Below are 13,640 nucleotides of genomic sequence, written 5' to 3'. Positions count from 1 at the left end.
GCTGAACATCGAGGGAGAAGATACCGTGATGACTCCTCGTCTGGTCTCATCCGGAGATTGCTGGTCAATCAGAAAAGGGATATGACAGCAGGTGATCGACTCTTCCGGAAAAGCCGCGGAAGGAAAGATCGGTATCGCTTGCTGTCCTCCTGCGAAGAGGAAAGGTGAGTTTCATGGAGTGCTGGATTATAGGAAGAAACCGCCCGTCCCGGATGGTTTATGGGTTTGACGATGTGTCTTTGGTTCCCGGATTACGAACCATCGATCCGGCCGATGTCCAGATTGCGACGGCGATCGGGTCATTTCGTTTTGACGTCCCTATCCTGGGAGCGGCGATGGACGGGGTGATCGACCCGAACATGGCGGTTCGACTGGGTGAACTCGGTGCAGTGGGTGTGCTTAACCTGGAAGGGGTATTCACCCGGTACGAAGATCCCACTTCGGTGATCGAGGAACTCATTGCGCTCCCGAAGGCGGAAGTGACCCGGTTTTTGCAAAAGGTTTACCGGGAACCGGTTCGTGAAGCACTGGTCACCCGCCGCATTCGGGAAATCAAGGAACAGGGAATTCCGGCCGCCGCTTCGGTTACGCCGGCCCGGGCCGACAGTATCGGCCGACTGGCTTTGCAGGAAGGACTGGACCTCATCGTGGTTCAGTCGACGGTGACCACTGTACAATTTTTGTCTTCGTCCGCCCGGGTATTCGATCTCGCCGGCTTCTGCCGGAGTGCCGGAATCCCGGTAGTGATCGGGAATTGCGCAAGCTACGAAACGGCGCTGGACTTGATGAAGGCCGGAGCTTCCGGAGTTTTGGTAGGCATCGGACCGGGTGCGGCTTGTACTACCCGGGCGGTCTTAGGGATTGGACTCCCCCAGATCACCGCGACAGTGGATGTTGCCGCAGCCCGGGAGGATTATTTTCAGGAGACAGGTCGCCGGGTGTGCGTGATCACCGACGGCGGGATGCGGGTGGGCGGGGATGTGGCCAAGGCGGTCGCCGCCGGAGCCGATGCAGTGATGCTCGGATCGCCTCTTGCCTGTGCCCAGGAGGCTCCCGGTAAGGGACATCACTGGGGCATGGCGACGCCTGATCCCAATCTCCCGCGAGGTACTCTGGTCAAGACCGGAATCAAGGGATCGTGCGAAGAGGTCTTGTTCGGACCCAGCCGCCTGACCGATGGAACGATGAATTTCGTCGGTGCTCTGCGTGGCTCAATGGGGGCGGTCGGAGCGCGGACCCTTGCAGAAATGCAGCGGGCCGAAATCGTCATCTCTCCCAATATCTGGTCGGAAGGAAAGTATCTCCAGCAGTGCCAGGGCGTCGGGATGGGTAGATAATATGGACACAATCGTCGTTATCGACTTCGGGTCCCAGTATACCCAGCTTATAGCCCGGCGGATCCGGGATCTGCAGGTCTATTGCGAAATATGGCCTTATCATCTGGAAGGCTATTCCCTCGAGCGCTCCGATGTGAAAGGAATTATCCTGTCGGGCAGCCCGGCCAGTGTCGCCGATCCAAGCGCGCCGAGAATAGATCCTATAGTCTTTTCCCTGGGGAAGCCGGTACTCGGCGTCTGTTACGGCATGCAGTTGATGGTCAACATACTCGGGGGGAAGGTTATCCCTTCTCACACCCGTGAATATGGTAAGGCGATCCTCTCGATTCTCCAGAAAAAGGGGATTTTCGAAAACATGGGGAACGAAATGGTGTGCTGGATGAGCCATGGCGACAGCGTCAAGGAAATTCCGGACACCTTTGAATTCATCGCGCGCACCGAAACGTGTGAAAATGCCGCTATCGTCGATCAAGAGGGGAAAAAATGGGGGATTCAGTTTCACCCGGAAGTTTCGCACACCCCGCTGGGAAAAGAAATTATAGCCAACTTTGTTTTTAACGTCTGCGGTTGCCGGGCGGACTGGACTCCTGAATCGATCGTCAAACAACAAATCGAGTGGATCAGGCGCCAGGTCGGGGATAACCATGTTGTCTGCGCTCTGAGCGGTGGTGTGGATTCGGTTACCGCCGCGGTGTTGACTTACCGGGCGATTGGCGATCAATTGAGTTGTATTTTTGTAAACAACGGCCTGTTGAGGAAATATGAACCCGAACGGGTTTTGAAGAATATGGAAAAGCTTTTGGGAAAAAATCGGGTGCTCTTTGCGGATGCCCGGGAACGTTTTCTGCAGGCGCTGGCAGGCGTTGTAGACCCCGAGGAAAAAAGGAAAATCATTGGACGCGAGTTTGTAATGGTTTTTGAGGAAGAAGCTCGAACCCTGGGAAACGTTACCTTCCTATTGCAAGGCACGACCTACCCAGACGTGATCGAGAGCGTGTCGGTCTATGGACCTTCGGTCCGGATCAAGTCGCATCATAATGTCGGTGGTCTTCCCGAGCACATGCGTCTGCGGGTATTGGAACCTCTGCGGTTTTTGTTCAAGGACGAGGTCAGAAAACTGGCCGGGGAGTTGAGCATACCGGAAGAAATCATTTGGAGGCAGCCCTTTCCCGGTCCCGGACTGGCTGTTCGGATCATCGGGGAAGTGACCGAGAATCGGTTGGAGATTCTGCGGGACATGGATTTTATAATTCGGGAAGAACTGATCAAGTCCCCGATATTCAAAAAGCTCTGGCAATCGTTCGGGGTGCTGGTGCCGGTGCGCAGCGTCGGGATTATGGGTGACGAGCGAACTTACAAATATGTTGGGGTTCTCCGGGCGGTCATGAGTGAAGACGGGATGACCGCTGACTGGGCCAGGTTATCCTACGATACTCTGGACGTCATCTCCAGACGGGTGGTCAACGAGGTTGCCGGGATCGGCAGGATGGTGTATGACATTACCGCAAAGCCGCCGGCAACCATTGAGTGGGAATAGAGAACGAGGTGGCCGGAAATGGCGATATGGGTGGTTGTTGGAACGCACTGGGGAGACGAAGGAAAAGGGAAAGTCGTCGACTATCTGGGTGCTTCTTCCGATGTTTTTGTCAGGGCGCAGGGGGGGAGCAACGCAGGCCATACCGTGGTCGTCGGAGGAGAGAAATACATATTTCACCTGATTCCCTCCGGGATTCTCCATACCGGAACCATCAATATCCTCGGTGATGGGATGGTGATCGATCCCCGCTCTTTTCATGAAGAAACGGAAATGATCCGTCTCAAGGGTCGTGGAGGGTTCCTCCGGGATCTTTATGTCAGCGGGCGAGCCCATTTGGTGATGCCTTACCATCGTGTTTTGGACCGACTTCAGGAAGAATTCCGGGGTAGTGCTTGTATAGGTACTACCGGTCGAGGAATCGGCCCGGCATACGAAGACAAGGTCTCTCGGTGGGGAATTCGGGTGGCCGACTTAATGAATGAGGCGGTTTTTCCGGAGAAACTGCGTCTGGTGCTCGATTATAAAAATCGCCTTTTAACCTCGCTTTTCGGACAGGATCCGTTTTCTTTTAAGGCGATATTGGACGAATGCCTACAGTATAGAGAGGTCCTGGCTCCTTTTGTCCGTGAGACCTCGGCCATGATTTGCGACCTGGTGAAGCGAGGGAAAAAAGTGTTGGTGGAGGGAGCTCAGGGAACGATGCTCGATCTCGATCATGGGACATATCCCTTTGTGACCTCATCGCATCCGGTATCCAGCGGAGCTTTGCTGGGAGCGGGACTGGGACCAGTCGGTGTGAGTGAAGTCATCGGGATCTGCAAGGCCTACACGACCCGGGTTGGGGCGGGACCTTTCCCCACCGAACTCGGTGGAGAACCCGGTACGCTCCTCCGGGAACGAGGGGGCGAGTACGGGGCGACGACGGGACGTCCCCGCCGCTGCGGCTGGCTGGATGGCGTGGTCCTCAATTACGCGATCCGGGTAAACGGGATTTCCTCCCTGGTGATCACCAAACTCGATGTGCTGGGTGGACTCCGGACGGTGAAGGTGTGCACCGCTTACCGGATCGGACAGGAACTGTTGAACATCTTTCCTTCGGATGTCTCTTTGTTATCGGCTTACGAGCCAGTATACACGGAGTTCTCCGGCTGGGAAGAAGATCTCTCCAGCGTTCGCCGCTTTTCCGACTTACCGGTGAACGCCCGCCGTTATGTCGAGTTTATCGAAGAGTACAGCGGAATTCCGGTGGGCATTGTCTCGGTCGGACCGGAACGTGAAGCGACAATAATCCGCCGGCAACCGGCCTGGTAGATAGGAAGATGAAAAAGATTTGAAGAACGTTGTTTTCCCAAGCGATAGTTACCTGGGAGTTGGTTCGAGCTGAATTCCATCGAAGACTTGGAGAAGGAACTGTCATGGTTGCGGGAGATCATCCGGTACCATGATTATCGCTATTATGTGCTTGATCAGCCGGAAATCAGCGATGAAAAATACGATGCCTTAATGCGCCGGCTGGTTGGGATTGAGGAAGCGCATCCCGATTTGATCACCCCGGATTCACCGACGCAGCGGATTGCTGGAACCCCTCTCGAACAGTTTGCCGTCTTCCGTCACACCCGGCCGATGATGAGTCTGGCCAATGCTTTTACCGAAGATGAAGTGCTCGAATTCGACCGCCGCGTCCGCCGCCTTTTGAACCAGGACGACCCCGCCTATATCCTGGAACTGAAAATCGATGGAGTGGCGGTGAACCTGCGTTATGAGAAAGGTATGCTTACTCATGGAGCCACCCGCGGAGACGGTGTCGTCGGAGAGGATATCACCCACAATATTCGTACGATCCGAAGCGTCCCCCTGCGTTTGTCCATGGATACTCCGCCTGATATTGTGGAGGTGCAGGGAGAAGTGTTCATGCGCATTCCGGATTTTCAGTACCTCAACCGGCAGCGGGTCGAAAATGGGGAAACTCCCTTTGCCAATCCCCGTAATGCTTCGGCCGGTTCGCTTCGTCAACTGGACGCCCGCCTCACCGCTCGAAGATCCCTGGATCTATTTGTATACGGAGCGTTTTTTATCCGCGGCGACGCGATTCCCGAAACCCAGTCGGAGCTGCTTGCCTATCTCGGGAAGGCCGGCTTTAAGGTCAATGAGCACTACCGAGTGCTGAGCGGCCTTTCGGAGACGTTCATCCTGCACCGGGAATGGGAAAAAAAGCGACGGGAGCTTGATTATGCCATTGACGGCCTGGTGCTCAAGGTCAATGCTTTTGAATATCAGCGCGTACTGGGAGCAACGAGTAAAAGCCCTCGTTGGGCGATCGCCTATAAATTCCAAGCGGGATATGCGGTGACGCGGGTGCACGATATCCGGATCAACGTCGGCCGTACTGGAATACTTACCCCGGTGGCACTGCTGGAGCCGGTCTCGGTTGGCGGAGTGACCATCAGGCGGGCCACGCTGCATAACGAAGACGAGATGCGGAAAAAGGACGTGCGAATCGGGGATTGGATACTCGTCGGCCGGGCCGGCGACGTGATCCCTGAGGTCGTCCAGGTGTTCAGTGATCGCCGGACCGGTCAGGAAACAGCCTTCGCTATGCCTGAAACCTGTCCGGTGTGCGGGTCGCGGGTGGTTCGGGAGCCCGGGGAAGCGGCAATGCGCTGTGTCAGTCTGCGATGTCTTGCCCAGGTGAAGGAACGCATTCTCCACTGGGCGTCGCGGGGGGCCATGGATATCGAAGGATTGGGCGCAAAGTTGGTCGACCAGTTGGTCGACAGTGGCTTGGTCCGGGAAATCCCCGACCTTTACCGGCTGAAACGCGAAGACCTTGCCGCCCTGGCAAGAATGGGTGTAAAATCCTCTGAGAATTTGCTCACGGCGGTCGAACGGTCGAAAACCAGAGATCTGGTAAGGTTTATTTATGCGTTGGGAATTCGTTTCACTGGGCTGGTGACCGCCCGTCTTCTGGCCCGCAAAGTTGGAGCCCTTGATAAATTTCTGGAGATGACGTACGATGATTATTTGTCGATTGAGGGAGTCGGGCCGAAAATTGCCGGTGCGGTCAGTGATTTTTTCGCCGGCACAGAGAATCGACGGATCATTGCAAACCTCCTTGAGCTTGGCATAGCACCGACTCCTATTGAACAGTGGGAAAGTGGCCCCGATAACGATTTACCGCTTCAGGGGAAGACCCTGCTTTTTACCGGTGTTTTGTTGGGCATGACCCGGCGGGAGGTCGAAGCCCTGGTGCTTACTCGAGGCGGAAGGATCGCCACGAACATCGGCCCCCGGGTGGACTATCTGATTGTCGGAGAGAATCCGGGAAATAAGCTGGCGGTTGCACGAGACCGGAATATCCCCGTCCTGACCGAACAAGAGTTCTTCGCGCGATTAGGGCGGCGAAAGGAGTGAAAATCTTGAGTGAGCGACTCTCCAGGGAAGATGTGAAGAAAATCGCTCAGCTGGCGAGGCTCGATTTCACGGACGATGAAGTCAGCCGGTATTTAAGGGAAATGAACGAAATCCTGAGCCACTTTGCTAAACTCAACCGCTTGGACCTTTCGGAGGTTTGTCCGACGTCGCATATTTCCTGGGACAGCCCCCCGGTCAACCCGGATACTCCGGTTCAGTGGAAGAGGATCGAAGAGGTTTTCCAGAATGCTCCGGAAACCAGAGACCGCTTTTTTATCGTTCCCCGCGTTGTCGATAAAAAGGAGGAACGGAATGAACTATGAAGAATTCCGTGACTTTCGGATTGCCGATTTTCATCGGCTCTTCCGGTCCGGTGAACTGACCCCAAGTGCTCTCACCACCGCCTTCCTGGATCGAATCCGTCAGACCGATGATCGTTTGAATGCTTTCCTCCTGGTCAACGAAGAGGAGGCCCTACGGGAAGCGAGCGAGTTGGACCACGCTTCCCTGGACGATACCCTGCCCTCTCTTTTTGGTATTCCGGTCGCTGTGAAAGACAATATCTGTACCCGAGGGATCCCGACGACGTGTGGTTCAAAAATACTGGCGGATTTTCGTCCACCCTATAACGCTACCGTGGTGGACCGCCTCCGGCGCTCTGGGGCGATCCTACTTGGAAAAACCAACCTCGATCAGTTCGCCATGGGTTCCTCTACGGAAAACAGCGCCTTTGGCCCGACCCGTAATCCTTTTGATCCTGAACGGGTCAGCGGTGGTTCGAGCGGTGGGTCAGCCGCCAGTGTTGCTGCCTTTCAGGTGCCCCTGGCGCTTGGGTCAGATACGGGAGGATCGGTTCGCCAGCCAGCCGCTTTCTGTGGTGTGGTGGGGCTGCGCCCGACCTACGGGCGGATTTCCCGTTATGGCCTCATCAGTTTCGCTTCATCACTCGACCAGATCGGTCCCATTGCCCGTAATGTCGAGGATGCCGCGATTCTTTTCGAGGCGTTGAGCGGAGAGGACCGGCAGGACTCCACCTGTGCCCCTTATCCCCCTTTTTCCTGTCGGGAAATACCTCCCGCGGAAACCGTCCGGAATGTGACTATTGGCGTACCCCGGGAATATTTTACATCCGGTCTTGAAAAACCGGTCGCTGATGTGATCAGACATACTTTGGATCGGCTGGATCGGGAGGGATTCCGCCTGCAGGAAATATCTCTCCCGCATACGGACTACGCCCTGGAAGCTTACTACATCGTCGCACCGGCTGAAGCCAGCTCGAACCTCGCCCGTTATGGCGGTGTGCTGTACGGGTATCGGTCCGCGAATGTCCAAGGCCTCCTTGATTTGTACTGTAAGACCCGTTCCGAAGGATTCGGTCTCGAGGTAAAACGCCGGATTATGCTTGGAACGTATTCGCTGAGCTCCGGATATTACGACGAGTTTTACCTGAAAGGGATGCAGGTGAGGACTCTTGTGCGCCGGGATTTCGAAAAGGCCTTTGAACAGTGTGATGTCCTGCTCTCCCCGGTGACCCCCGGTGTTCCCTTTCGTATCGGGGAAAAGGTTGTTGATCCTTACCAGATGTACCTGACTGATGTCTATACCGTTCCTTCGGCAATGGCCGGGATAGCTTCCCTTTCCCTGAACTGTGGCTATGTGGAAGGATTACCCGTCGGAATGCAAGTCATGACGGCACCTTTTCGCGAGGGGGTCCTGTTCGGTTTTTCCCGCTGGCTCGAAGCTTTTCTGGATCTACCGACTCCCTGGCCCGGCCGGTTCGGTCGGGAGGAGGCTCACTGATGGCCGGATATAACGTGACTATCGGGATAGAGGTACACTGTCATCTTTCGACTCAAGCCAAGATGTTTTGCCGCTGCGGAACCGATTATATCGGGAAAGAGCCCAACAGCCTGACCTGTCCGGTCTGCCTGGGGATTCCCGGTTCGTTACCGGTATTAAACCGGAAAGTCCTGGAGTTGGCTTTGAAAGCCGCCCTGGCGTTGGATTGCGATATTCTTCCCCGGGTTGTGTTTCACCGGAAAAACTATTTTTACCCGGATCTTCCCAAGGGATACCAGATTTCCCAGTACGATTTTCCCATTGGGGTCAACGGCATCATTCGCTATGAGGTCGGCGGATTGATCCGGGAAATCCGGATCAAACGAGTCCACACTGAAGAAGACGCCGGAAAGTTGGTGCACCAGGGAGAAGGATTCAGATTCGCGCAAAGCGGAGTGGATTACAACCGTAGCGGGATCCCCTTGGTCGAGATCGTTACCGAACCGGATCTTACGTCTCCGGAAGAGGCCCGGGAATGCCTGATGATGCTGCGTACCATCGTCCGCTACCTGGAAGTGAGCGATGGAAACATGGAAGAAGGAAGCCTGCGGTGTGACGCCAACATTTCCTTGTCCAACACCCCGGGTGAAATGGGCGTCAAAGTCGAAGTCAAAAATATGAATTCTTTCCGATCGGTGTATCGTGCCCTGCAGTTTGAAGTGGAACGTCAGTCGTCGATCCTGCGAAGCAACCGCCCGGTGATTCAGGAAACCAGACATTGGGACGAAATGAAGAATGTGACCGTTGCGGCGCGGGGTAAGGAAGAGGCGGAAGATTACCGGTATTTTCCGGATCCGGATCTTTTGCCTATGAACATTTCGGATGCGCTCCTCACGGAAATTCGCGCCAGTCTTACTGAAATGCCTCTCCATCGGAAGGAGCGCTTTATGAACGATTATGAGTTGACCGGAAACGAAGCGGAGATTCTGGTGACGAATAAAAATCTCGCGGATTTTTTTGAAGAGTGCCTGAAAGACTTCAGAAAACCGAGACTGGTTTGTAACTGGGTTCTGACCGAAATCCTGCGTTATCTCAATGAAGAAGGGCAGGAAATCAACCAGAGTAAACTCACCCCGCGAATGCTGGCCGAACTCCTACGCCTGCTGGAGAAAAAGGAAATCAGCGGAACGATTGCGAAAAACGTCCTCGAAGACATGTTCTTGACCGGTTCGGGACCACGGGAGATTATTGCCCGCAAAGGGATTTCATTCATCAGCAACGAAAAGGAACTGGAGAAGATCGTTCGGGAAATGATCGAAAAAAACCCCCAGAGTGTTGCTGATTATCTCAGCGGGAAGGAAAAAGCGTTCAATTTCCTGGTCGGAGCAGTCATGAAGGCCACCCGGGGGCAGGCCAGTCCGGAGTTAGTCAAAACGGTCCTCGCCCGGGAACTTCAAGCCGGAGGGTGACATGGCCTTCGTCCATCTACATTTGCATACTGAATACAGTCTCCTCGACGGGGCGATCCGGATCAAGGATCTCATCCGGAAAACTCAGGAATACGGGATGAAAGCGGTAGCGATCACCGACCACGGGGTTATGTATGGCCTGGTTGATTTCTATAAAAAGGCCCTCATAGCCGAGATCAAGCCAATTCTCGGTTGTGAGGTATATATGGCGCCGAGAAGCCGCTTCGAAAGAGTGGGTGCCAAAGGCGCCGAGTCCAGTCATCATCTGGTTCTTTTGGCGAAAAACCAGGAAGGGTATCGTAACCTGGTCAAATTGGTCAGTCAGGGGTTCCTGGAGGGATTTTATTATAAACCCCGCATCGATTGGGAGGTATTGCAGGAGCATTCAACCGGCCTCATCGCGCTTTCCGCCTGCCTGGCCGGAGAGATTCCCCGCTTGATTCTGGGAAACGAGCGATCGGCCGCTGAACGCCGGGCTTTCGAATTCCGGGAGCTTCTCGGACCGGAATCCTTCTACTTGGAGATCCAGGAGAATGGTATACCGGAACAAAAAACGGTCAATGAGGTATTGCGGACTTTTTCCACCAGACACGGGATTCCCCTGGTGGCAACCAATGACTGTCATTATTTGAACCACGACGATGCGCGGGTTCACGACGTATTGTTGGCTATACAAACCGCGACAACCCTTGACGACCCGAAAAGGCTCCGGTTTCCCACTGAGGAATTCTATCTGAAATCTCCCGGCGAGATGCGTAGGGACTTTCCCGATGTTCCGGAAGCGATTGAAAACACGGAGCGGATAGCGGATGCCTGCTCGGTGGAACTCGCTTTAGGCCAAGTCTTTTTGCCTGATTTTCAGGTTCCCGATGGATTCGATACCAATACGTATCTGAGGCACCTGTGCGAACAGGGCTTACGGAAACGCTACGGCGACCCCCCCCCTGAACGCACGGTTGCCCAACTCGACTACGAGCTTGGCGTAATCAGTGCTATGGGCTATTCCGCGTATTTCCTGATTGTTTGGGATTTTATCACCTACGCTCGAAAACACTCGATAATGGTCGGTCCTGGCCGAGGTTCGGCCGCTGGTAGCCTGGTCGCTTATGTTCTCCAAATAACCAATATCGATCCGCTCGCCTCAGGCTTACTCTTTGAACGCTTTCTTAACCCGGAGCGGATCAGCATGCCTGACATCGATATCGATTTTTGTTTTGAGCGCCGCGATGAAGTCATCGAATATGTATCGGCCAAGTATGGAAAGAACAATGTTGCGCAAATTATCACCTTTGGTCGGATGATGGCTCGGCAGTCCATCCGGGATGTGGGCCGGGCTCTGGGATGGAGTTACGGGGACGTGGATAAAATAGCTAAACAGATTCCCGGTGGACCGGGGGTTACTATTGAAAAAGCGCTGGAAAGTAATGCCACCTTGAAGGCCCTGATCAAGCAGGACAGCAAGGCGTCCCAGCTTGTCGATGTCGCCCGGCAAATCGAGGGTATGTGCCGGCACGCCTCGGTACATGCCGCAGGGGTGGTGATTTCCAACCTTCCCCTCACCGACTATTCCCCGCTTCAACTAATTAACGAAAATGAAATCGTGACCCAATACGATATGGACACGCTTCAGGAGCTGGGTCTGCTCAAAATGGACTTTCTCGGTCTCCGAACCCTGACGGTCATGGAAAAAGCGATTCAGGTTATTCGAAGAATCCGGAAAGAGCCGGTGGACCTGGACAGTCTCACTCTCGAGGACCGGGAAACCTTTGAATTGCTGGCTCGTGGTGAGACGATTGGCGTATTCCAGCTGGAAAGCAGCGGAATGAAGGAAATCATCAAACGCCTGCGGCCGGAAAAACTTGAGGACCTGACCGCTTTACTGGCCCTCTATCGTCCCGGTCCTCTGGGGAGCGGTATGATCGATGACTTTATCCAGCGAAAACACAAGCGGGTCACCATCGACTACGCCCATCCCGACCTTGAACCGGTGCTCAGGGAGACCTATGGTGTAATCCTCTACCAGGAACAGGTCATGAAAATCGCCAGTATCTTAGCCGGCTTTACCATGGGTCAGGCGGATATCCTCCGGCGGGCCATGGGGAAAAAGAAACCGGAAGTGATGCACGAACAGCGGGAGATGTTTCTGCATGGAGCACGCTCACGAGGATACGATCAGCGAACCGCCGAAGCAGTGTTCGACCTGATCGAGTTTTTCGCCGGCTACGGTTTCAACAAATCACACAGTGCTGCCTACGCCTTGATCTCGTACCAGACCGCTTATCTCAAGGCACATTACCCGACCGAGTACCTCACGGCCTGCCTGACCAGCGTCGCTAATGACAGCGACAAGGTCGCCAAGTTTATCGTGGAGTGCAAACGCCTGGGAATTACGGTGCTCCCTCCGGACATCAATGAAAGTTTATCCAGTTTTACCGTGGTCGGGGAACGGAAGATCCGCTTCGGACTCTCAGCGGTCAAGAATGTCGGAGAGAACGCTATCCAGGAAATCCTTTCTCGGCGCAAAGAAGGACACTATCGTGGCGTACAGGACTTTTTGGAACGGGTCGATCAGCGGGTACTCAATAAAAGAGTACTGGAAAGCTTGACCAAGGCGGGAGCCTTTGACGAACTACACCGGAACCGGGCCCAGATCCTCGCTTCTTTGGAAGGATTGATGGCCTATGTCTCCCGTGACAAAAAACGGGGGTCGAACCGGCAAACTTCTCTGTTCAAGGAGTCTGGCTTCCAGAAAGAACCGTTTCAGTTCGGTGATGTCAAAGAATTTGAGACTCGGGAACTCCTGGGGATGGAAAAGGAAATGCTTGGTCTGTATATCAGCGACCATCCGGTCCGCAATGCCCTGGCAGGGATGAGCCGTCTGGCGGTCCTTCCCATCGAACAATTCAAGACCCTGCGTTCGGAAGTCAAGGTTCGCCTGGCCGGAGCGATAGTCAATTCCCGGAAGATAACGACTAAAACCGGAAAAGACATGTTTTTCATCACCCTCGAAGACGAAACGGGGACCGCGGAAGTCATCGTGTTTCCTAACTTGGCCGGGGAGATCAGGGAGCACCTCGAGCGTGACACAGTAATTGCTGTCGAAGGCCGGGTGGATTTTACCGACTCCGGAGAAGGCCAATTGATCGTCGAGTCGATTCTTGACCTTGAAGCCTACCGGCAAACCACCGGCGCGGAAATTGTCCATATCGAACTCTCTGTGGGTCCGGAGGCCAAAAAACGGATTCCCTATCTGAAAGATTGTCTTCTTCGTTATCCCGGTGACCATCCGGTTGTGCTGCACCTATCTTCTGATACGGAGAAAGGTGCGGTAGAATTGGGAGCGAATTACCGGATCCAATGGAGCCGTGAGGCGGAACAGGCGATCCGGGAAGTGACCGGGGAACAGGAGAAAAGAAGAATTTGGTTGGTGAATTGAGGTGAAAACGATGGGATGGATGAGGCAACACGGCGGTTTGGTGATTGGTCTGGTCGGAATCTTAATGGTCCTCTTTATTACAGGTAGCCCAGTCTGGGGGATTGACGCTTGGACCCATCACCGAAACGGGTATATATTCTTTTCCCAGGGAGATTTTGAACGGTCTGCCGAACAATACCGGCTGGCCTTGGAAATCGATCCCGGATTTCACGCTGCCCGGTATTGGCTGGGTAAAGCACTGGAGCAGCAGGGTAGAATCCCGGAAGCCTTAGCCGAGTAGGTACGGGTACTGGTGGAAAACCCCGGGCATGTTGATTCCTTCAGTAAATGGCGCCGTTACGCCCCCACTTATGCCCGTCTGGAGAGTCAGGAAATCGACCGTCTTTACCGAGCCTTGATCGAGCTTAGCGAACCGGTGGCTTTGGGACGGGAACAGGCATTCGAAAGAGTTCTTCCCTATGGATTCGTGATACTCAACCGGGCGGAAAACTTTTCATCGCTCTATCTGGCTGCCCGGCTTTTCCGTCACGCCGGAGACGAGATTAGTTCTCTTTTCCGTCCCTTTGCCGATGTAGGATACCAGCGGGCACTGGAGCTTCTCATCGATCAACAGGCGGAAGCGACACCCGAAATCTACGCATTCCTGCGGGATGCCCGTTCCCGTTATGAGG

At 54.4% G+C, this 13,640-nt stretch carries 10 protein-coding genes; all 10 read left to right on the top strand.

Annotated elements, in window-relative coordinates:
* Positions 1–173: 173 nt before the first annotated feature.
* Positions 174–1,337: a GuaB3 family IMP dehydrogenase-related protein gene (locus VLH40_07725; GenBank protein HSV31890.1), complete on the top strand. Its 1,164-nt coding sequence runs from the start codon at positions 174–176 to the stop codon at positions 1,335–1,337.
* 1 nt (position 1,338) lies between these two features.
* Positions 1,339–2,874, top strand: a complete 1,536-nt coding sequence (guaA, locus tag VLH40_07720) for a glutamine-hydrolyzing GMP synthase (GenBank protein ID HSV31889.1) — start codon at positions 1,339–1,341, stop codon at positions 2,872–2,874.
* Between the two features lie 18 nt (positions 2,875–2,892).
* Entirely contained in the window at positions 2,893–4,185 is a 1,293-nt protein-coding gene (locus VLH40_07715; protein ID HSV31888.1) for an adenylosuccinate synthase, read from the top strand.
* Positions 4,186–4,272: 87 nt separating this feature from the next.
* Positions 4,273–6,285: an NAD-dependent DNA ligase LigA gene (gene ligA / locus VLH40_07710; GenBank protein ID HSV31887.1), complete on the top strand. Its 2,013-nt coding sequence runs from the start codon at positions 4,273–4,275 to the stop codon at positions 6,283–6,285.
* Between the two features lie 5 nt (positions 6,286–6,290).
* Positions 6,291–6,608: an Asp-tRNA(Asn)/Glu-tRNA(Gln) amidotransferase subunit GatC gene (gene gatC, locus VLH40_07705; protein HSV31886.1), complete on the top strand. Its 318-nt coding sequence runs from the start codon at positions 6,291–6,293 to the stop codon at positions 6,606–6,608.
* Positions 6,598–8,085 carry an Asp-tRNA(Asn)/Glu-tRNA(Gln) amidotransferase subunit GatA gene (gene gatA, locus VLH40_07700; protein HSV31885.1) on the top strand — a complete coding sequence of 496 codons (1,488 nt, stop codon included), beginning with the start codon at positions 6,598–6,600 and terminating at the stop codon, positions 8,083–8,085. Before gatC ends, gatA begins: the two co-directional genes overlap by 11 nt.
* Positions 8,085–9,533, top strand: a complete 1,449-nt coding sequence (gene gatB, locus VLH40_07695; GenBank protein HSV31884.1) for an Asp-tRNA(Asn)/Glu-tRNA(Gln) amidotransferase subunit GatB — start codon at positions 8,085–8,087, stop codon at positions 9,531–9,533. The genes gatA and gatB overlap by 1 nt, the downstream gene beginning before the upstream one ends.
* 1 nt (position 9,534) lies before the next feature.
* Complete coding sequence (locus VLH40_07690) at positions 9,535–12,969, top strand: DNA polymerase III subunit alpha (GenBank protein HSV31883.1); 3,435 nt, start codon at positions 9,535–9,537, stop codon at positions 12,967–12,969.
* Positions 12,970–12,979: 10 nt separating this feature from the next.
* Positions 12,980–13,249 (top strand): tetratricopeptide repeat protein, encoded by a 270-nt coding sequence (locus VLH40_07685; protein ID HSV31882.1) that lies wholly within the window; start codon positions 12,980–12,982, stop codon positions 13,247–13,249.
* 12 nt (positions 13,250–13,261) lie between these two features.
* Positions 13,262–13,640 (top strand): hypothetical protein (locus VLH40_07680; protein HSV31881.1); only part of this gene is annotated, 379 nt, incomplete at its 3' end.

Source organism: Atribacteraceae bacterium, assembly GCA_035477455.1.
GTDB lineage: Bacteria > Atribacterota > Atribacteria > Atribacterales > Atribacteraceae > DATIKP01.
Note: the sequence above shows the minus strand (reverse complement) of the source record. Positions and strands in the feature narration are given on the sequence as shown.

Bases quoted from the DNA above. Each gene is read 5' to 3' on its own strand.
- VLH40_07725 (HSV31890.1), top strand. From the start codon at position 174: ATGGAGTGCTGGATTATAGGAAGAAACCGCCCGTCCCGGATGGTTTAT.
- guaA (HSV31889.1), top strand. From the start codon at position 1,339: ATGGACACAATCGTCGTTATCGACTTCGGGTCCCAGTATACCCAGCTT.
- VLH40_07715 (HSV31888.1), top strand. From the start codon at position 2,893: ATGGCGATATGGGTGGTTGTTGGAACGCACTGGGGAGACGAAGGAAAA.
- gatA (HSV31885.1), top strand. From the start codon at position 6,598: ATGAACTATGAAGAATTCCGTGACTTTCGGATTGCCGATTTTCATCGG.
- gatB (HSV31884.1), top strand. From the start codon at position 8,085: ATGGCCGGATATAACGTGACTATCGGGATAGAGGTACACTGTCATCTT.
- VLH40_07690 (HSV31883.1), top strand. From the start codon at position 9,535: ATGGCCTTCGTCCATCTACATTTGCATACTGAATACAGTCTCCTCGAC.
- VLH40_07685 (HSV31882.1), top strand. From the start codon at position 12,980: ATGGGATGGATGAGGCAACACGGCGGTTTGGTGATTGGTCTGGTCGGA.